The organism is Endozoicomonas sp. 2B-B (genome assembly GCF_053470045.1).
In genome coordinates, this window is the sequence record NZ_JBLZMU010000002.1 from 94856 (window position 1) to 116356 (window position 21501).

Genomic DNA, 21501 nt, shown 5'->3' on the forward strand with positions numbered 1-21501 from the left:
TGTAATACCTTAAAAAACCCGAGTTCGTAAAGCCTCGGGTTTTTATTCAATGGTATTCACAGAGTTCAATGATCAACTCTTATCAAACACCTCTTCCTGAATTCTTTTAATACCAATGTGTCGTACATCTCTGCCTTTCACGAGATAGATAACGTATTCCGCCAGGTTGCGGGCATGATCGCCAATCCGTTCCAGTGATCTTAATACCCACATAATATTCAGCACCCGGGTAATGGATCTTGGGTCTTCCATCATGTAGGTGACCAGTTCCCGTGTGGCACTCTTGTATTCCCGGTCGACGGTTTTATCTTCCTTGGCAACCGCCAGAGCAAGATCGGCATCGAAACGGGCAAAAGCATTCAGTGCATCCTGTACCATCTGTCGTACATGGTTACCAATATGGCGGGTCTCGATATAACCTTTGGGCGCTTCGCCCTGTTCAGTGAGACTGATGGCAAAGCGGGCAATTTTTGCCGCCTCGTCACCAATTCTTTCCAGATCGGTCGCGGCCTTGGAGCAGGCAATCACCAGACGGAGGTCACTGGCTGCTGGCTGGCGTCTGGCCAGAATGCGGGAACATTCTTCATCAATGGCCAGTTCCATGAAGTTAATGTCGGTGTCTTTCTCGCAGACCTCAACAGCCCCTTCGCTGTCAGCATTGATCAGGGCATTGATCGCGTCGGATACTTGCTTTTCAACCTGCCCGCCCATGGACAGGAGGTTGTTTCGTAACTCCTCCAGTTCATGATTGAATTGCTGGGAAATATGATGGCTAAGAAGTTCGCTTTTGGTATCCATGAGTTTTCCAGGTGCTTTCTTGGCAATAGCTATGGCATTTAGCCGTAACGACCGGTTATATAGTCTTCAGTTTGTTTCTTTTGTGGGTTTGTGAACAGCGTGTCCGTATCATCGAATTCAATGAGCTTACCCATATACATAAATGCTGTGTAATCAGAGACGCGAGCAGCCTGTTGCATATTGTGGGTAACGATGGCAATGGTGAATTTGGACTTGAGCTTGTTAATCAGCTCTTCAATTTTTAATGTTGAAATGGGGTCCAGGGCTGAAGCCGGTTCGTCCAGCAGCAGAACCTCAGGCTCCACAGCAATGGTTCGGGCGATCACCAGACGCTGTTGCTGACCACCGGACATGCCCAGGGCGCTTTCATGGAGGCGATCCTTAACTTCATCCCAAAGTGCTGCACTGCGCAGGGCCCACTCTACGACTTCATCCAGAACACGCTTTTTGTTGATGCCCTGAATGCGAAGACCGTAGGCGACATTTTCATAAATACTCTTCGGGAAGGGGTTTGGCTTCTGGAATACCATGCCAACACGACGGCGGAGGTCCGCGACATTGACGCCCTTCTGATAGATATTCTGGTTATCCAGCTGAATTTCACCTTTGACGCGGCAGCCTTCCACCAGATCATTCATTCTGTTCATACTGCGCAACAGCGTGGATTTACCACAGCCTGATGGACCAATAAACGCGGTTACCCTGCGTTTCGGAATGGTCAGGGAAATATCGTGCAGTGCCTGCTTCTCACCGTAAAACAGGTTCAAATTTCTGATATCCAGACATTTTTCTTCCTGCTGCAGGCTGAGCTTGCGACGGCTACGTCCCAGGCTGTCGAGATTAAACGCCGGAGTTGAGCTGGTCTCCTCGGGAGTGGCTCTACTCTTTTGGTTCTCTGTCCGGGTGGGTGTATTCAAGTCCAGTGCCTCATCCAGCATGATGTTACCTTTAATTAAACCTTCCTGGCTCAGTCAGGGAAACTTTTTTGTAGCAAATTAATCTCACGCTTCCAGACTCTTGTATTTTTCACGCAAATGGTTGCGAATAGCTACTGCTGAAAGGTTAAGAACCGCGATGACAATAACCAGCAGCAGAGCGGTGGCGTAAACCAGTGGTCTGGCCGCTTCTACGTTAGGACTCTGGAAGCCGACATCGTAAATATGGAAGCCCAGGTGCATGAATTTCTGATCCAGATGCAGGAAAGGATAATTAGTATCCAGAGGCAAGCTGGGAGCCAGTTTCACCACGCCAACCAGCATCAGAGGTGCAACTTCCCCAGCGGCACGGGCAACAGCCAGGATCAATCCTGTCATCATGGCAGGGCTGGCCATGGGCAGAACGACTCGCCAGAGTGTTTCTGCTTTGGTCGCCCCCAGCGCCAGACTGCCCTCACGGACAGAGCTTGGAATGCGTGATAGCCCCTCCTCGGTGGCAACAATAACAACAGGTAATGTTAATAAGGCCAGAGTAATCGATGCCCAGAGTAATCCCGGTGTACCAAAGGTCGGTGCTGGCAGTGCTTCCTGGAAAAATAACTGGTCAATCTGGCTTCCGGCAAAATAGATGAAGAAACCAAGACCAAATACACCGTACACAATGGAAGGGACGCCCGCCAGATTGTTTACGGCCACGCGAATAGTTCGGGTCAGCCAACCCTGATTGGCGTATTCACGGAGGTAGACCGCCGCTATTACACCAAAAGGGGTCACGATGATCGACATCAGAATCACCATCATGACCGTACCGAAAATGGCCGGGAAAACCCCTCCTTCCGTGTTTGCTTCTCTGGGGTCGTCAGTGATAAATTCGCCGACTTTGTCGAGATAGAAAAGTATCTTCCCGGTCAGGGTCATGGCATTGGGTTTATAGGCCCGGACGATTTTGCCAAAAGATTGCTCAATCTCTGTACCATCAATGGTTGTAACCACCAGACTATCACGATTGAAAGCCACATAAAGATCACCCAGCCTGGCTTCCATCACCTTATATTCAGCCTGAAATACCCTGCGTTGTGCTTCGATATCGGCGAGGGCCTGAGGGGTATCTGTACCATTAAGTTCGAGGGCTCGCTGTTCCAAACGGAGACGCTCCAGCTTGCTGTTGACTGAACCTATTTCGTGCTTTTCGATGGCGTAGATTTCGTCGTAGATAGACAGGGCTCTGTTCAGTCTCTTCTGGAACTCTGGCCAGGCTGCTTCACCTTCTACAACAACTTTGCCATCCTGTTTGATGTTGTTCAGATAACCGTAGAAGTTACCCCACTCCCTGCGTTCCAGAGCAATGATATTTTCAGGGTAACGGCGATTCTCAAGCCAAAGATCAATGACCCAGGCAAAGTCTGAGCCTGAAACATCTCTGTTACCGACTTTCAGCAGATCACGGGTCAGTGTTTCCATTCCCTTTGGTACCGGCAGACCTGCCGCCTCAAGGCGGGTTGCAGAAACAGTTTCAGTGTCTGCTATTTCTCCAGCAATCAAGCGGGCTTTCTGGCCGGGAGGGGCATAGTCTGCCACCAGAATTTGTGCTGGCCAGAAGTGACCCAGACCCCGGATCGCTATCAAACCCAGAAGGCCGACAACAAGAATCACACTGATGGCCACCGCTCCGGCATTAAGCCAAACCCAGGGGGAGCCAGTCTGGTACCACTTGGTTATTTTATTACTCATGTTCCGGCTCCTTCCTTAAAGCGAACTGTACTTCTTGCGCAGTCGATGACGAACCATCTCGGCAGCGGTATTAACGACAAAGGTGAACAGGAAAAGCACCAGTGCAGCAAGGAATAGAATTCGATAGTGGCTGCTGCCGACTTCGGATTCAGGCATTTCAACAGCAATGTTGGCAGCCAGGGTTCTCATGCCTTCGAAGATATTGGCGTCCATGATGGGCGTGTTGCCGGTAGCCATCAGTACGATCATCGTTTCACCCACGGCGCGGCCCATACCAATCATCACGGCAGAGAATATGCCCGGGCTGGCGGTCAGCAATACCACCCGCATCAAGGTCTGCCAAGGCGTCGCACCCAGTGCCAGGGAGCCATAACTCAGATGTTTGGGAACACTGAAAATGGCATCCTCTGCGATAGAAAAAATGGTGGGGATCACTGCAAAGCCCATTGCCAGTCCCACTACCAGAGCATTGCGCTGATCGTAAGGAATGCCCAGATCAGAGGTCAGCCAGGTTCTCAGGTCACCATCAAAGAAGGTTGCTTCAATGGTACCGTTCAGGTTCATGGCAATAGCACCACTGATCAGTACCACAGGGATGAGCAGGGCTGCTTGCCAACCGTCCGGGATGGCGTGGCGGATTTTACCGGGCATGGAGTCCCAGGCAAAAGCAAAGAGCAATATGCCGATTGGAACAATCAACAAGAGTGCAAATATTCCTGCCAGACTGTTTTCGATCAGGGGGGCCAGCCAGAGACCGGCCAGAAAACCCAGAATGACCGTAGGCAGTGCTTCCATCAACTCAATGACAGGCTTTACTTTACGACGCATGGCTGGCGCCATGAAGTAAGCCGTATAGATGGCTCCGGCTATTGCCAGAGGTGTAGCCAGTAACATGGCGTAAAAGGCGGCCTTGAGAGTGCCGAAGGCCAGAGGGGTCAGGCTCAGCTTTGGCTCAAAGTCATTATTCGATGCAGACGACTGCCAGATATATTCAGGTTTCTCATAACCCTCATACCAGACTCTACCCCAGAGAGCCGACAAGGATACTTCCGGATGTTCATTTTCAACACGCCAGAATTCGGTAGAGCCATTGCTACTCACCAGCATATAGTTGCTACGGGGGGCAATAACCAGTTGCTCAACAGGACCGTCGGTCAGCTTCTCAGTCAGCAGGGTTCTGTTGGCTGTGGTGTAGAAGATGCCAACATTACCCTTGTCATCGGCTGCCAGAAAGCCCTTGCGGCGATGCTCAGGCACTATCTGCATAATAGGTTCACCGGCCAGCTCGAACTCGCGAATTCTTTGCAGGTGCCACTGGTTTTGTTCATCTCTGACCATGAACCACTGGCTGACCATGCCGGTGTCATCGCCTATCAGCAGAGAAACTCCACCCAACAGGAATGTCATGGTTGTTACTCTGGCCGAGTCGTTAGTCAGGTCAGTCTCTGACACGACGTGAGGCTGATTGATGTTGCTGATATCGATCAGTGTCAGGCCATCAGCACCGGATTGAACAAAAAGCCAGTGCTGATCCGGAGCAATCAGTACATCGTGAACAGGTCCATCCACTTCGGGCAGAGTGACACTCATTTCTTCAAGCGTGACTTCTTCCGTCAGGAAGTTTTCTTCCTTGCTAAAAGCGGTCATATAGAGGCGCTTGTCACCATAACCGGTGAGTAGCAGCTGATCTTCACTATCACTGATACTCAGGTGTGAAACAGCCTCATTATCCGTTATCAGATCAATCGCTTCCTCACCATATGGGTAGGTGACCCTTGGCGTGATCAGCCTCTTGTCATCAGGCCAGGTAATTTGATAGCCGTGCTTGAAAATGATGACCTGACCATTACTCAGACCCGCAGCCAGGAGGTTGCTATCGGATGGATCATTGTTAATTGTGGTGACTGAGGTCCCGGCAGGAAGGGGCAGGGAATAGCGATATTTCTGCCCTCCGGTTCGGGTGGATGAAAAAGTCAGGGCACCGTCGGCAGTGATGGAAAAAGCCAGTTCAGCCTGTTCTTCCATACTCTGATAGAGAGGGCGCTGCTCCCCTGTGATCGTCTGTGTCCAGGTACTGCTTTGTTCAATTTCTGCACTTTTGAATAAAGGCCCAACTTCGTACAGAAGATAGATGAAGATCAGCAGAATGGCGGCAATAACACCGAGGCCACCGACGGCTACACCCCACCGGGTCAGGTGATCTTTGAGAAAGCGAAGTGACTGATGACGTTTATGAGCCGGGGTGTTGTAATCGACACCAGGGCTGTCTTCTATTATTGGTTGGTACATGGCACTGGTCGCAGAGATTATTGAGCGTACCTTAAAAGGTCTGTGTTACAGAAATATGACAGAATTGAAAAAAATGGGAGTTGAGTACTCAAGCCGCCACTCTGAGTATCTTGGAACAGTATACCTGGTATTGAGCGATAGATAGCCGTGACCGGACACGCTGTCTGAAAAATACCGCAGCCAAACCGCACTCTATTCAGTATCAGCTACACTGAGGCTCCAGCTGAAGAAAAGCGAAAATTTGTGTGCAACTTAAAACCGTTTTCTTTCATATTTACATTCTTGATCTCTCTGGCAGCCAGTGGATTTGCTGCTGACAACTCTCAAGGACTTCTTATTGGTATTCCCGCAACGCAAGAAGGAAAGGCAAAGCAATGGTTTGATGCGCCCTCACAAGCAAGGTCAACTGATGACGTTAAAGTTTCCCTCCTGTCATCTCTGTGGCAGTGGCTAATGTCTTCGGAGAATGTTAGTGAGAAAAGAGAGAAAAATAGCACAGGTTTTACACTGCCGGAATGGCCCACATCAACACCTGAATCCGCCTTGCGATTATCAGGAGGCAGATTTCCACCCGACCCACCACCTCCACCATTTATGCCGGGTATTCCTGGCAAGGGATTGTTTAATAGGCCTGACTGGCAGTTTGACTACCTGTCAGCTCTGTTCAAGATCGGGCAGTGGTTGAAACAATGGTTTTATGATGGATATCGCAGCACTCCCGGTCAATCCGGACAATTCGTCAGTGACAAAGATTTATCTGCGGCTTTGGCAGGGATTACACAGAAGAGGGCGTTCAACAGGTCGTTATTCAGTCAGGTGCCGTTAGATATCTCGGAACTGCTTGCTCAACTATCGGGGAAAGGTTTGTCTGGTCACAGGCAGATGCACCAGCCAGAAACAGTTATGTTATATCCCGTATTTATGCTGCCTCAATCTGATTTGGATGACTTTGAAGAAGCGCAGGGGGTTGAATATGTTGGAGAAACTTGCAAAGTATGCCGGAATAACTTTGAAGAATCTGACGACCTGGTGAAAACGTCGTGTTTGCATTTGTTCCATATGGACTGCCTGAAACGGTGGCTAGCAAAAGAAATTAACCTGAAAGGCAACCATTTATGTCCATATTGTCGGCAGGATCAGAGTGCTCTGGGTGACTTTCTGATCCAGAAAGAAATGCAAGAGGTGGCTCATATTGTGACGGAAATGCTTTTAGAAAGAGGGACCTGGCCTGAAAATGACAGGTATATCTATGAAAGGCTGATCCGTGCGGGAGCCAGCAATGATCCGGCCATCGCTGAGCAGATACAGGCACTTTGGCCATTAGTTAATTTTTACTCAGTGCAACATATGGTGTCCCAAATGCAGTCAGGGAGTGCGACCTGGCCTGACAATGATGGGCATATCTTTTTAGAGTTGAGAATGGCAAAGAGTATCGATGATCCGGAAATTGCTGAGCAGGTGCGGTCACTTTGGCCTTCAGTTTGTTTGTACTCCCTGCAAAATCTGATCTCACAAATAGAAGCAGGGAGAAGGACCTGGCCTGACGATGAGCGTGATATCGCTCTGAGGTTGAAGATGGCACAAGATAGCAAAGATCCGGCCATTGTTGAGCAGGCACGGGCACTTAAGCCGGCAGCTTATTTGTACTCCGTGCAGCATCTGGTGTCACAGGTGCAGGCAGGGACAAGAACCTGGCCAGACGATGACGGTGGTATCTTCAGAATCCTGCATGTGGCGTTATTTGGTACTGATGCAACCAGTATTGAGGCATGGAGGGTATTAAATCCCGATAGTATACCCACTGCCGCGCCAGCAAAGGCACTTTATCCATTTGTGAATTTTTACTCTGCACAGCGTCTGTTGTCACAAGTACAGGCAGGGAGAAGGAGCTGGACTAAAGAAGATTACATCCATGCGGGGGCGTTGAAAAGACTGATAGAAGATAGCCCTGATCCAGCCATTGCTGAGCAGGCACGGGCCTTGTATCCATTAGCCAATTTGTACGCTCTACGGTATCAGGTGTCAGAAATGCAGGCAGGGAGAGATACCTGGCCTGTTTATGACAGGTATTTCCATACCATGTTAAGTATTGCAAGAGATAGCAATGATCCGGCCATTGCTGAGCAGGCACGGGCACTTGAGCCAGCCGTTAATTTTTACTCCGTGCAGAACCTGGTGTCACAAGTGCAGGTGGGGCGAGAGATCTGGCCACTTGAGGACAGTTATATCTATACAAGGTTGAGAAGTGCACAAGGAAGCGATGATCCGGCCATTGCTGAGCAGGCGCGGGCACTTGAGCCTGCCGTTAATTTTTGCTCCGTGCAGGACCTGGTGTCACTAATGCAGAAAGGATTAAGGACCAGCTGGCCTGAAGATGATAATGATGTCTATTTAAGGCTGAGTAGTGCAGGAAAATGCACTGATCCGGCCATTGCTCAGCAAGCGCGGGCACTTAAACCATTAGTTGATCATTATAAGAGTAAGTCGTCAGGGAATTGATTCCAGGCTGCTTTTTCAGCGAGACCTCTCTGCTTCAATCTGGTTATCAGTGGGTAACGATTCTCTACGAGTGTACACAGATTGTACCCATGAGGAAAAGTCGTTGTAACCGAAAGCTTTGAACCTCAGCCTTCTGGCAAGTTCAGTCTGTCTGCTCAGGTCTTAGAGTTTTGTGACGACCAATGTCGTACTACTCTTCATAGGGATCGACATCCATATCGGAATCAACATCCCACCCTGCTCCATAGGTGTCGCTGGAACATTCCAGGGTGCCCGCAGGCTCCGTTGAATGATTATTTATTGGCGAAGATTGCGAAATTGGGAATAACCCGGCTAATAGGGCGTCAAAAAACGAATGTCCACCAGCTTGTGGCTGAAAGGTTTGTGATTCTGTCATCCCGTGATGAGTTTGGTTCGCCGAACTTACTTCGGATTTCAGCGACTCTTCAGTTGATCCACCACCGTCGTATTGTCCGAGTCTGCAAAAGCCATTGCAGGAATCGAAGGAACAATTAAAACTCATAGTATGGTTCCCAAGCTCCCTAAGATAACCATCAATGTCGCTTACCATAACGCCGTATGGCCGAAATCGCTCAAGGGGGAACTTTGTGGCAAGTGAACGTGTCCAGACAATTTTCACCATAGGTTCAGGCCAAGTCGCGGGGTCAGGACCAGCCAAAAGATGGCTGATTGATGCTGAGTTTTCTGGTTCGCGAAATGCAATTCTTGGAATGTGAATACCCAAAGAACGACCGGTTCCCAGCTTATCTCTTTGCGTTTCTGTCGTGTCATGATGAGTGTGGCCCGTCGAACTTCTTTCAAAACCCTGTGACAGGAATCGACAAACACCATGACAGGAATCGACGAAACAATTTAAACCCAAAGTATGTTGGGATTGTTTGGGGTCCTGGTGACCGCCCCCAGAGTCGGAAGACATGAGGCTGGAGAAAGCAGCTGTATGATGGGGAGTTATTCCTGAGGCTTGCGATTGAGATGGCTGGCTTTGTGGCTGACTTTGTGGTTGGTTTTGTTGCCCGTAGTGTCCTCGGCCATACATAAGCAAGCCGAAAGCAGCCATTGCCTCTACTACGGGTATCCATGAATAAGGTTTGGCGCCCAGAGGGGTGTTGCCGAACTCGACAATAAAATGTCTTTCTGATGATTCGGCGTGACAGGTAACAGTCAGCCACGCCAGCAATAACAGCAATGACGAAGAGAGTGTTTTTTTCAAAACTTAATCCTTACGTCTGTTTTGTGTTTTTCCTGAAGGGGGAATTTAGAACAAGAGATTGATAGATCAAGAAAAAAAGCATTTTTCAATATCTCAGGCAGGTGTGCCCGCACTATGAGCTACACTCAGGCTCCGACTGAAGAAAAGCGAAAGTTTGTGTGCGACTTAAAACCATTTTCTTTTGTAAGTTCTTGATCTCTCTGGCAGTCATTGGATTTGCTGCTGACAACTCTCAAGGACTTCTGCTCGTCGTCGTAAATGGGACGTCTGATCAAGAGGCTTATCTGATATCCGATTTTGTCTACTTTGTGCCTGAAGGCGCTCTGCTCTTGCCCTCACCAGTAAGGTCAACTGATGACGTTAAAGGCTCATTTCTCCAGCAGCCCGTTTTACTCTTGTCATCTCTGTGGCAGTGGCTAATGTCTTCGGAGAATGTTAGTGAGAAAAGAGAGAAAAATAGCACAGGTTTTACACTGCCGGAATGGCCCACATCAACACCTGAATCCGCCTTGCGATTATCAGGAGGCAGATTTCCACCCGACCCACCACCTCCACCATTTATGCCGGGTATTCCTGGCAAGGGATTGTTTAATAGGCCTGACTGGCAGTTTGACTACCTGTCAGCTCTGTTCAGGATCGGGCAGTGGTTGAAACAATGGTTTTATGATGGATATCGCAGCACTCCCGGACAATTCGTCACTGACACAGATTTATCTGCGGCTTTGGCAGAGATTTCACAGAAGAGGGTGTTCAGCAGTTCGTTATTCCGTCAGGCGCCGTTAGATGCTTCGGAACTGCTTGCTCAACTATCGGGGAAAGATTTGTCTGGTCACAGGCAGTTGCATCAGCCAGAAACAGTTTTGTTGTATCCCGTTTTTATGCTGCCTCAATCTGATTTGGATGACTTTGAAGAAGCGCAGGGGGTTGAATATGTTGGGGAAACTTGCAGAGCATGCCGGAATAACCTTGAAGAATCTGATGACGCGGTGAAGACGTCATGCTTGCATTTGTTCCATATGGACTGCCTGAAACGGTGTCTAACAGAAGAAATTAACATGAAAGGCTACCGTTTCTGTCCATATTGTCGGCAGGATCAGAGTGCTCTGGGTGACTTTCTGATCCAGAAAGAAATGCAAGAGGTGGCTCATATTGTGAAGGAAATGCTATTAGAGAGAGGAACCTGGCCTGAGAATGACAGGTATATCTATGAAAGGCTGATTCGTGCAGGAGCTAGCAGTGACCCGGCCATCACTGAGCAGATACAGGCACTTTGGCCATTAGTTAACTTTTACTCTGTGCAGCACCTGGTGTCACAAGTGCAGTCAGGAAGAGCGACCTGGCCTGACAATGATGGGCATATCTTTTTAGAATTGAGAATGGCAAAAGGTATCGATGATCCGGAAATTGCTGAGCAGGTGCGGGTACTTTGGCCTTCAGTTTGTTTGTACTCCCTGCAAAATCTGATCTCACAAATAGAAGCAGGGAGAAAGACCTGGCCTGACGATGAGCGTGATATCGCTCTGAGGTTGAGAATGGCACTGGGCAGTAATGTTCCGGCCATTGTTAAGCAGGCACGGGCACTTAAGCCGACCATTTTTCTTTACTCTGTGCAGCAACTGGTTTCACAAATGCAGGCAGGAAAAGGGGTCTGGCCAGACGATGACCGTGGTGTCTTCCAAATGCTGAATGTTGCCTTTTTTGGTACTGATGACCATTTCTTAGCACGCCTGAGTGTTGGGTTAAATCTTGGGTCATATGGTACTGATGGAACCATTAGTAAGGCATGGAGGGAATATGGCGATAATGTTGCCACTTCTGAGCAGGCAAGTGCACTTTATCCATTAGTGAATTTGTACTCTGCGCAGCATCTGATATCACAAATACAGGCTGGGAAAAGAAGCTGGGCTGGAGATGAGAGTCATCTCATGGGGTCGTTGTGGAGATTAGTAAATAACCCTGATCCAGCCATTGCTGAGCAGGCATGGGCTATTTATCCATTAGCTAATTTGTACGCTTTACAATATCAGGTGTCACAAATGCGGGCAGGGAGAGAGACCTGGCCCGATAATGACTGGCATATCCATGAAGAGTTGAGGATTGCAAAAGCTAGCAATGATCTGGCTGTTGCTGAGCAGGCAGAAGCACTTGAGCCATTGGTTAATTTTTACTCTGTCAGGAATCTGTTGTCGCTGAGGCAGGTTTGGGGTGATATCTGGCCTGATGACGACAGTGATATCTATACAAGGTTGAGAAGTGCACAAGGAAGCGATGATCCGGCCATTGCTGAGCAGGCACGGGCACTTGAGCCAGCCGTTAATTTTTACTCCGTGCAGAACCTGGTGTCACGAATGCAGAGAGGATTAAGGATTAGCTGGCCTGAAGATGATAATAGTGTCTATTTAAAGTTGAGTAGTGCAGGAAAATGCACTGATCCGGCCATTGCTCAGCAGGCGAGGGCACTTAAACCATTAGTTGATCAATATAAGAGTAAGTCGTCAGGGAATTGATTCCAGGCTGCTTTTTCAGCGGGACCTCTCTGCTTCAATATCTCAGGCAGGTGTGCCCGCACTATGAGCTACACTCAGGCTCCGACTGAAGAAAAGCGAAAGTTTGTGTGCGACTTAAAACCATTTTCTTTTGTAAGTTCTTGATCTCTCTGGCAGTCATTGGATTTGCTGCTGACAACTCTCAAGGACTTCTGCTCGTCGTCGTAAATGGGACGTCTGATCAAGAGGCTTATCTGATATCCGATTTTGTCTACTTTGTGCCTGAAGGCGCTCTGCTCTTGCCCTCACCAGTAAGGTCAACTGATGACGTTAAAGGCTCATTTCTCCAGCAGCCCGTTTTACTCTTGTCATCTCTGTGGCAGTGGCTAATGTCTTCGGAGATTGTTCCTGAGATAAGAGAGAAAAATAGCACAGGCTTTGCACTGCCAGAATGGCCCACATCAACCCTTGAACCCACCTTGCGATTATCAGGAGGTGGATTTCCACCCGACCCACCACCTCCACCATTTATGCCGGGCCTTCCTGGCAAGGGATTGTTTAATAGGCCTGACTGGCAGCTTGACTACCTGTCAGCTGTGTTGATGATCGGGCAGTGGTTGAAACAATGGTTTTATGATGGATATCGCAGCACTACCGGTCAATCCGGACAATTCGTCAGTGACAAAGATTTATCTGCGGCTTTGGCAGGGATTACACAGAAGAGGGCGTTCAACAGGTCGTTATTCAGTCAGGTGCCGTTAGATGTCTCGGAACTGCTTGCTCAACAATCGGGGAAAGGTTTGTCTGGTCACAGGCAGGTGCATCAGCCAGAAACAGTTATGTTGTATCCCGTTTTTATGCTGCCTCAATCTGATTCGAATGACTTTGAAGAAGCGCAGGGGGTTGAATATGTTGGGGAAACTTGCGGAGCATGCCGGAATAACTTTGAAGAATCTGACGACCTGGTGAAAACGTCATGTTTGCATTTGTTCCATATGGACTGCCTGAAACGGTCGCTAACAAAAGAAATTAACATGAAAGGCTACCATTTCTGTCCATATTGTCTCCAGGATCAGAGTGCTCTGGGTGACTTTCTGATCCAAAAAGGAATGCAAGAGGTGGCTCATATTGTGACGGAAATGCTTTTAGAAAGAGGGGCCTGGCCTGAAAATGACAGGTATATCTATGAAAGGCTGATCCGTGCAGGAGCCAGCAATGATCCGGCCATCGCTGAGCAGATAAGGGCACTTTGGCCATTAGTTAATTTTTACTCTGTGCGGCATCTGGTGTCACAGGTGCAGGCAGAGAGAGCGACCTGGCCTGAAAATGATGGGCATATCTTTTTAGAGATGAGAATTGCAGAAGGTATCGATGATCCAGACATTGCTGAGCAGGCGCGGGTACTTTGGCCGTTAGTTTGTTTGTTCTCCCTGCAACATCTGACGACACAAATACAAGCGGGGAGAAGGGCCTGGCCTGACGATGACCGTCCTATCTATCTACGGTTGAGAATGGCACTGGACAGCAATGATCCGGCCATTGTTGAGCGGGCCCGGGCACTTAAGCCAACAATTTTTTTGTACACCGTGCAGCATCTGGTGTCACAAATGCAGGCAGGAACAGGGGTCTGGCCAGACGAAGAGGATGAGCATGCTGTCTTCGAAATGCTGAATGTTGCCTTATTTGGTACTGATGACCATTTCTTGGCAGGCCTGAGTGTTGGGTTAAATCTTGGGTTATATGGTACTGATGGAACCATCGCTGAAGCATGGAGGGATGGTGATAACCTGGCCACTTTTGAGCAGGCAAGTGCACTTTATCCATTGGTGAATTTGTACTCTGCGCAGCATCTGATGTCACAAGTGCAGGCTGGGAAAAGGAGTTGGCCTGGAGACCGGAGTGAGTTCATGGGGTCGTTGAGTAGATTAGTAAATAGCCCTGATCCGGCCATTGCTGAGCAGGCACGGGCTATTTATTCATTAGCTAATTTGTACGCTTTACAATATCAGGTGTCACAAATGCGGGCAGGGAGAGAGACCTGGCCCGATAATGACTGGCGTATCCATGAAAATTTGAGGATTGCAAAAGCTAGCAATGATCTGGCTGTTGCTGAGCAGGCAGAAGCACTTGAGCCATTGGTTAATTTTTACTCTGTCAGGAATCTGTTGTCACTGAATCAGGCATGGGGAGATATCTGGCCTAATGACGACATTGATATCTATACAAAGTTGAGAAGTGCACAAGGAAGCGATGATCCGGCCATTGCTGAGCAGGCACGGGCACTTGAGCCAGCCGTTAATTTTTACTCCGTGCAGAACCTGGTGTCACGAATGCAGAAAGGATTGAGGGTTAGTTGGCCTGAAGATGATAATAATGTCTATTTAAGGTTGAGTAGCGCAGAAAAATGCACTGATCCGAACATCGCTCAGCAGGCACGGGCACTTAAACCATTAGTTGATCAATATAAGAGTAAGTCGTCAGGGAATTGATTCCAGGCTGCTTTTTCAGCGGGACCTCTCTGCTTCAATATTCAGGCAGGTGTGTCCGCACAATGAGCTACAATCAGGCTTCCACTGAACAAATGCGGAAGTTTGTGTGTGACTTAAAGCCGTTTTCATTCATATGTACACTCTTGATCTTTCTGGCGACCATTGCAGTCGCTTTTGGGGTGCCGATAGCTGAGGCTTCGTTTAACTGTTATTTTCTGAATCGCGATATTTATATTCCCGCAACGGAACAGGGAAGCTTTGTATGTATCAGCCCTGAATGGCAAGTAGACAGAACCGCCAGTAAGGAGAGTGACCGGGCAACAGATAGCAACCAAGTAAAGCAGGCAGAAGGGCAATGGTTTGATCAGCCCTCACCGGTCTGGTCAATTGATGACGGTAAAGGTTCATTTCTCCAGCAGCCTGGTTCTCTCCTGTCAGCTCTGTGGCAGTGGCTGATGTCTTTAGAGAATGTTTTTGAGAAGAGAGAGAAAAATAGCACGGGTTTTGCTCTGCCTGAATGGCCCACATCAACACCTGAATCCGCCTTGCGATTATCAGGAGGCGGATTTCCACCTGACCCACCACCCCCTCCTCTATTTATACCGGGCATTTCCGGCAGGGGATTGTTTAAAATGCCCGACTGGCAGTTTGACTACCTGTCAGTGCTGCTCGGGATCGGCCAGCGGCTGAAACAATGGCTTTATAATGGATATCCGACCACTTCCGGTCAATCCAGACCATTCGTCAGTGACAAAGATTTATCTGCGGCTTTGGCAGGTATTACACAGAAGATGGCATTCAACAGGTCGTTATTCAGACGGGTGCCGTTAGATGCCTCGGAACTGCTTGCTGAACTATCGGGGAAAGATTTGTCTGGTCATGGGCAGATGCATCAGCCAGAAACAGTTATGTTGTATCCGGTATTTATGCTGCCTCAATCTGATTCGAATGATTTTGAAGAAGCGCAGGGGGTTGAATATGTTGGGGAAACTTGCAGCGTATGCCTTCTTAATTTAGAACAATCTGACGACGTGATGAAAACGTCATGTTTGCATTTGTTCCATCTGGAATGCCTGAAACGGTGGCTGACAGGAGAAGTTAACATGGAAGGGAATCGTTTCTGCCCATATTGTCGGCATGATCAGAGCGCTTTGGGTAATTTTCTGATACTGAAAGAGATACAGAAAGAACTGCAAGAGGTGATTCATATTGTGATGGGTATGCTACTAGGGAGAGGGACCTGGCCTAAAAATGACCATAGTATCTTCGTAACGTTGAATGCTGCGCTACTTTGTAATGATTCAGCCATTGTAGAGCAGGCGCGGGCAATTTTTCCATTAGCAAAATTGTACTCTGCGCAGCATCTGGTTTTGCAAGTGCGGGCAGGGAAAAGAACCTGGCCCGCAGATGAGGGTTTTATCCATCTAGGGTCGTTGAGAATGCTGGTAAATATCCCTGATCCGGCCATTGCAAAGCAGGCGCGGGCAATTTATCCATTAGCTAATTTGTACGCTGTACAGCATCAGGTATCTCAAGTGCAGGCAGGGGATGATACCTGGCCTGATAATGACAGTTATATCCGTACACGGTTGGGTATTGCGAGGGATTGTAATGATCTGGTCATTGCTGAGCAGGCAGAAGCACTTGAGCCATTGGTTAATTTTTACTCTGTGCGGCATCTGTTGGCACAAGTGCAGGCGGGGAGAGAGACCTGGCCTGATAATGACAGATATATCTATACAAGGTTGAGTAGTGCACAGCGAAGCAATGATCGGGACCTTGCTGAGCGGGCACGAGCCATTGAGCCAACCGTTCATTTGTTCTCTGTGCAGCATCTGGTATTACAAATGCAGACAGGAAGAAGAACCTGCTGGCCTGAAGATGACAATAATGTCTATGTAAGGTTGAGCAATGCAGAAGATAGCGGTGATCCGACCATTGCTCAGCAGGCACGGGCACTCAGGCCATTAGTTGATCAATATAAGAGCAACTCGCCAGAGAATTGATTCCAGCCTGCGTTTTCAGGGATATTTCTTCACTTTATAGTTATTTGGCCTGCTAATTCTCTATTTGCGCGAAAAATAAACCAATTAACTACAATCTGGTAATGCCGCTATTGTCCATGCTTCACTATAGATAGCCGCTGGCCGTTATAACGATAAAATACAATTTGGAATTAATATGAACGCAGTGATTCTGGCGGTTGCTTTCATGCTCGCGTTGAGCTTGTTGCGCGTTAATGTGGTTCTGGCACTGTTTGTGGGGGCTCTGGCCGGGGGAGTGATCGGTGGTCTGGATATCTTCCAGACTCTGGAGGCATTCTCCAGAGGTTTGGGCGGTGGCGTAGGCATTGCTATCAGTTACGCCATGCTGGGTGCTTTTGCTGTGGCCATCGCCCGCTCCGGCATACCTGAGTGGATGGCTGGAAAGATCATCCGCAAAGTAAAGAACAGCAACAACTCGCACAATAATGTGAAGCTAAAGTACAGCCTGTTTCTGGCGCTTGTGTTGATGGCTTTTTCTTCCCAGAACCTGATACCTATCCACATAGCCTTTATTCCCATACTGATTCCTCCCTTGTTATCGGTATTCAGTGCTATGGCGATTGATCGTCGTCAGGTGGTCTGTCTTCTTACCTTTGGCCTTACCGCGACCTATATGATTTTTCCTGTAGGCTTTGGCAATGTCTATCTGAATCAGATTCTTGGTGGCAATCTTCAGGAGAATGGGCTGGATATTGAACTGAGCCAGATGCCGCTGGCGATGGCGATTCCCGTTTTGGGTATGTTCCTGGGGTTGTTGCTGGCTGTTTTTTTCAGTTACCGAAAGTCCAGAACCTATCGTGTAGAAGAGACCATTTTGATTCATGAACAAGATATTCAGTTAAGCAAGCCTGCCATTATTACCTCTGTCATAGCCATTGTTCTGGTGCTGGTGAGTCAATTGACAACCGGGTCCATGGTTCTCGCTGCTGCACTGGGCTTTATTACCATGGTCATTGGGCGAGTCGTCTGCTGGCGGGAAGCAGATGAGGTATTCAATGAGGGTCTGCGCATGATGGCAGCTTTTGGCTTCATCATGATCTCGGCCGCAGGTTTTGCGGAAGTGCTCCGCTCAACAGGTGATATTCCAGAGCTGGTGAGTCAGGTACAGATGTTTGTGGGAGGCAGTCAGGCTCTTGCGGCCATTCTTATGCTTCTGGTCGGGTTACTGATCACTATGGGTATTGGCTCTTCGTTCTCTACGGTTCCGATTATTGCCACCCTTTATGTGCCACTGGGCATGGAACTTGGATTTACGCCACTGGCGATAGCCTGTCTTGTGGGAGTCGCAGGAGCATTAGGTGATGCAGGCTCCCCGGTTTCAGAATCTACCATTGGTCCCACTGCCGGCTTGAACGTGGATGGTCAGCACGACCACATCCGGGATTCGGTGATTCCCACCTTTTTACACTTCAATATTCCGATGATTATTTTTGGCTGGATTGCCGCCATGATTCTTTGAGTACCCGCCATAAAAACGGGGCCAGATGGCCCCGTGTGGATCACTCATGAATCTGTGATTACAGATCGAGTTCAGACAGATACTTTTCAACCACCTTGGCAGGCAGAGGGATGTAACCGTCTTTAACGACGACTTCCTGACCCTGCTGAGACAGTACCATCTTCAGGAATTCGCCTTCCAGAGGGGACAACTTCTTGTTGGGCTGCTTGTTAACGTACACGTACAGGAAACGAGACAGTGGATAAGAGTTGTTGACAGCGTTAGCGGGCGTTGCCTCAACGAATGGCTGACCGGCTTTCTTGGCCAGAGGTACAGTACGTACGCTGGAAGTCTGGTAACCGATGCCGGAGTAGCCGATGCCGTTTACAGAAGCACTGACAGACTGAACCACAGAAGCAGAACCAGGCTGTTCATTTACGTTGTTACGGAAATCACCTTTGCAGAGGGCTTTCTTCTTGAAGTAACCGTAGGTGCCGGATACAGAGTTACGGCCGTACAGCTGGATTGAGCGGTTTTTCCAGGCTCCGTCCAGACCGGCAGCACCCCAGGTACTGATGTCTTTGTCGTCACCACACTTGCGGGTGGAGGAGAAAATAGCGTCCACTTGAGCCATGGTCAGACCCTTGATTGGGTTGTCCTTGTTGACGAAAACAGCCAGAGCGTCAATGGCAACCGGAACAGCAGTGGGCTTGTAGCCATGCTTCTTCTCAAAAGCTTCCAGTTCCTTGTCTTTCATCTTGCGGCTCATGGGGCCGATGTTGGACGTTCCTTCCGTCAGAGCGGGTGGTGCAGTAGAAGAACCGGCAGCCTGAATCTGTACGTTCACATTAGGATATTCACGCTTGAAATCTTCTGCCCACAGAGTCATCAGGTTAGCCAGAGTGTCAGAGCCGACACTGGACAGATTGCCTGATACACCACTGGCTTTCTTATAAGTGGGGATCTCAGCGTCAATCTGACTGGCAGAGGCAGCCTGGATTCCGGTCGCAAGGGCAATTGTTGTTATTAGAGCTTTAAGCTTCATTCGTATCTCTCCTAAAGGGATTTTTTAGCCTCTCTTATACAGCTACAGGCATTTGTTTACTGGCAAGAACTATAAGATGAAAATGTGACAGTTATATGAACGACAGTGAAGCTTTATATTCGCAATAGTCATAATGTAAAATCACTGACTTTAATTCCAACTTGATTGTAGATTACTGATGAAATGCCAAGACAGGTACGAGCCCGGCTTGCAAAGCATGCCTCCTGTGCCAGTTTCTATTCGCTGAGTGTTTTAGCTACAACGCTAACTGAGAAGAGAAGTAAAATACCTTTAGCTGGAAAAGCTTCACGATCAGGAAGATCCCGGGCGCAAGAAACAACTGACATTATATATAAGGATTTTCAGAGTCGGTTGCGCCAAAAAAATAAAAACATCAAGTGCTAGAGAACAATATGGAACTGAACAATGATCTTGCTCCCGGACCTCAGGGAGAACTGACGCTGAAAGTGCTGGCAGACTACCAATCTGTTAATACGACAGGCGATGTCTTTGGTGGCTGGGTGGCCATGCAGATTGATCAGGCTGGCGCAATCATGGCCAGAAAGATTGCCACAGGACGTGTTGTCACCGTTAGTATCGGCAGTATGAGTTTTATGCGCTCAGTTAAAATGGGTGATATTCTTGCGCTGTTCACCCGGGTGACAGAGGTCGGCAAAACGTCAATTCGGGTGGTCGTTGAAGCCTGGGTGGAAGATAAACGCGGTCGCGCCAAGCTGACTGAAGCCAATATGGTTTTTGTAGCCATTGATACACAGGGCAGAACGTCTCGAATCCAGAGCGCCAAAAGCCCTTAGGATTTGAGGCAGTTTCAGTCTTGGTTCCAAAGAACCAGCTTTTCTGATAAAGATGCAAGTGAAACAGGTTTGTCCAGAAAATCGTCCATACCGGCAGACTTACAGGCAATCTTATCCGATTCCGAGGTGTTGGCTGTGAAAGCGATAACCGGTATTCCGGCATAGTGTTGCCCGGAGGCTCTGATTTTTTCAGTGGCTTCCAGACCACCCATGATGGGCATCATGCAATCCATGAGAATCAGGTTGAAGGCCTCTGAAGTCTCAAGAATGTCCAGTGCTTCCTGACCATTCTGGGCCACTTTGCAGCTGCAGCCCAATTTTTCAAGCAGCTTTTTGACCACCATCTGGTTTACCTGGCTATCTTCCACCACCAGAATATGGAGGCTGTAGGTTTCCCTGACTGACACTGGCTTTCCTTTGCCTGTGGCCTGATTTCTCTACAGTCAATATCTGAAGAAGTGCCGGGTTCTTTAGGATCAGATGCAGGATGTTGCCAGACTAAAGCGGTCAGTAATAGCTAATTCAAGCCGATCTCCCTGCTTCAGAGGACCAACGCCGGCCGGAGTGCCAGTGAGGACAATATCGCCGGGTTCCAGTGTGAAGTGACGGCTTATGTAGCTGATCAGCCCCGGAATTGAGGTCAGCATATGGGCTGAAGTGTCTTCCTGACGTGTCTGCCCATTAATTTTAAGGCTGAAGTGAATGTTATTGAGATCGGGCAGGTGCTCTTTGGCAATAAACCCTGAAACGGGGCAGCTGCCATCAAAGGCTTTGGCCACTTCCCATGGCAGTCCTTTTTCTTTTAGCCGGGACTGAACATCCCGGAGTGTCAGATCCAATGCCAGCCCTATTGCCTTGATGGCATCAATGCTCTCATTCTCGCTGGCATTCTGGAGTCGGGTGTCCATCAGAATTGCTATTTCTGTTTCGTGGTGAACTTCACCGCGATCGACGGGAATGGCAAAGGGTATTTCCAGAGCTGTCAGTGATGTTGAAGGTTTGATAAACAACACGGGATCCTCGGGCAGCGGATTGTTCAACTCCCGAATGTGCTCGGCATAATTTCGGCCGACACACACCACTTTGCCGGCCGGCAGATCAATGCGGTCGCCACTTAGCCAGTGATGCCTGTACTTCATAGGGCGTCCTTCTTGCTTGTTTGTTCTTGTGTTTTTATTTTGCTCATGGCCTGGCACATCGCTAGTATTTATCAGCCGGGTACGACTGCTGAAGCTATCATTCACAGTACAAATATTGTGTTTTCCAGATTAACCTGATCACAGGAGCACGTCATGTCTGAAGAACTCCACCTGAATATCCAGAATCTGCATGACCTGCTTGAAGGACAGCCTGTGGACGAATGTACTGCAGGGGCTCTCAAGCAAATTACCGATGAACTGCAGCTGGCTCTGGCTCAGGCAGAGGGCGATATTCCTCTGCAGGACTACAACGAACAGCTCGAGCAGGAAGCGATCAAGTTTTCCGAACAACATCCTGCATTGTCTCAGGCTATCAGACAGATTCTGACTACGCTATCAAGCATAGGTGTCTGAAACAGAAAACACATAATAACTGCTCTGCACGCGAGGTTTAAGTCCTGTAGTGGTGATTGGACAAGGAACATCTGATTCATACACTCAAGGTAAGGGCTTTTCTCTTTTTTATGCTATTATCCACACCCCGGTCGGTTCTGAAACCAG

General features: G+C 48.6%; 15 protein-coding genes. 7 read left to right on the forward strand and 8 right to left on the reverse strand.

The features are described from left to right. Positions 1-72 precede the first annotated feature (72 nt). The 4 genes from phoU to ACOMHB_RS24705 form a co-directional block, all read right to left on the reverse strand. Positions 73-798, reverse strand: coding sequence for a phosphate signaling complex protein PhoU (phoU, locus tag ACOMHB_RS24690; RefSeq protein WP_422472933.1), 726 nt, complete (start codon positions 796-798; stop codon positions 73-75). Positions 799-836: 38 nt separating this feature from the next. Then, on the reverse strand, positions 837-1736 hold the full coding sequence (gene pstB, locus ACOMHB_RS24695) for a phosphate ABC transporter ATP-binding protein PstB (RefSeq protein ID WP_422135854.1): 900 nt from the start codon (positions 1734-1736) through the stop codon (positions 837-839). A gap of 63 nt (positions 1737-1799) precedes the next feature. Continuing rightward, on the reverse strand, positions 1800-3464 hold the full coding sequence (gene pstA, locus ACOMHB_RS24700; protein ID WP_448218738.1) for a phosphate ABC transporter permease PstA: 1665 nt from the start codon (positions 3462-3464) through the stop codon (positions 1800-1802). Positions 3465-3479: 15 nt separating this feature from the next. After that, positions 3480-5753: an ABC transporter permease subunit gene (locus ACOMHB_RS24705; protein WP_448218739.1), complete on the reverse strand. Its 2274-nt coding sequence runs from the start codon at positions 5751-5753 to the stop codon at positions 3480-3482. Between the two features lie 453 nt (positions 5754-6206). Between ACOMHB_RS24705 and ACOMHB_RS24710 the strand changes: the two genes are divergently transcribed. Continuing rightward, a complete protein-coding gene (locus tag ACOMHB_RS24710; RefSeq protein ID WP_448218740.1) occupies positions 6207-8252 on the forward strand; it encodes an RING finger protein in 2046 nt (681 codons plus the stop codon). A gap of 190 nt (positions 8253-8442) precedes the next feature. Here the strand turns inward: ACOMHB_RS24710 and ACOMHB_RS24715 are convergent, their stop codons facing one another. Next, positions 8443-9483: a hypothetical protein gene (locus tag ACOMHB_RS24715; protein WP_448218741.1), complete on the reverse strand. Its 1041-nt coding sequence runs from the start codon at positions 9481-9483 to the stop codon at positions 8443-8445. Positions 9484-9902: 419 nt separating this feature from the next. Between ACOMHB_RS24715 and ACOMHB_RS24720 the strand changes: the two genes are divergently transcribed. The 4 genes from ACOMHB_RS24720 to ACOMHB_RS24735 all read left to right on the forward strand — a co-directional run bounded on the left by ACOMHB_RS24720 (position 9903) and on the right by ACOMHB_RS24735 (position 17962). Continuing rightward, positions 9903-11990 carry an RING finger protein gene (locus tag ACOMHB_RS24720; protein WP_448218742.1) on the forward strand — a complete coding sequence of 696 codons (2088 nt, stop codon included), beginning with the start codon at positions 9903-9905 and terminating at the stop codon, positions 11988-11990. Between the two features lie 368 nt (positions 11991-12358). Continuing rightward, complete coding sequence (locus ACOMHB_RS24725; RefSeq protein WP_448218743.1) at positions 12359-14458, forward strand: RING finger protein; 2100 nt, start codon at positions 12359-12361, stop codon at positions 14456-14458. Positions 14459-14520: 62 nt separating this feature from the next. Further along, positions 14521-16464 (forward strand): RING finger protein, encoded by a 1944-nt coding sequence (locus ACOMHB_RS24730; protein WP_448218744.1) that lies wholly within the window; start codon positions 14521-14523, stop codon positions 16462-16464. Positions 16465-16639: 175 nt separating this feature from the next. Further along, positions 16640-17962 carry a Na+/H+ antiporter family protein gene (locus ACOMHB_RS24735; RefSeq protein WP_448218745.1) on the forward strand — a complete coding sequence of 441 codons (1323 nt, stop codon included), beginning with the start codon at positions 16640-16642 and terminating at the stop codon, positions 17960-17962. A gap of 58 nt (positions 17963-18020) precedes the next feature. Here ACOMHB_RS24735 and ACOMHB_RS24740 read toward each other — a convergent pair whose 3' ends face one another. Continuing rightward, the gene (locus ACOMHB_RS24740; protein ID WP_448218746.1) at positions 18021-18986 is read right to left on the reverse strand and encodes a PstS family phosphate ABC transporter substrate-binding protein; all 966 of its coding nucleotides are present in this window, start codon (positions 18984-18986) and stop codon (positions 18021-18023) included. Between the two features lie 413 nt (positions 18987-19399). On the opposite strand from ACOMHB_RS24740, the gene ACOMHB_RS24745 reads away from it, so the two are divergent. After that, positions 19400-19801, forward strand: a complete 402-nt coding sequence (locus ACOMHB_RS24745) for an acyl-CoA thioesterase (RefSeq protein ID WP_448218747.1) — start codon at positions 19400-19402, stop codon at positions 19799-19801. A 14-nt stretch (positions 19802-19815) separates the two neighbouring features. Here the strand turns inward: ACOMHB_RS24745 and ACOMHB_RS24750 are convergent, their stop codons facing one another. Beyond that, positions 19816-20208, reverse strand: coding sequence for a response regulator (locus ACOMHB_RS24750; RefSeq protein ID WP_448218748.1), 393 nt, complete (start codon positions 20206-20208; stop codon positions 19816-19818). A 69-nt stretch (positions 20209-20277) separates the two neighbouring features. Further along, the gene (locus ACOMHB_RS24755; protein WP_448218749.1) at positions 20278-20940 is read right to left on the reverse strand and encodes a fumarylacetoacetate hydrolase family protein; all 663 of its coding nucleotides are present in this window, start codon (positions 20938-20940) and stop codon (positions 20278-20280) included. 153 nt (positions 20941-21093) lie between these two features. Between ACOMHB_RS24755 and ACOMHB_RS24760 the strand changes: the two genes are divergently transcribed. Then, a complete protein-coding gene (locus ACOMHB_RS24760) occupies positions 21094-21354 on the forward strand; it encodes a DUF4404 family protein (protein ID WP_317144543.1) in 261 nt (86 codons plus the stop codon). The last annotated feature ends 147 nt before the right edge of the window (positions 21355-21501 follow it).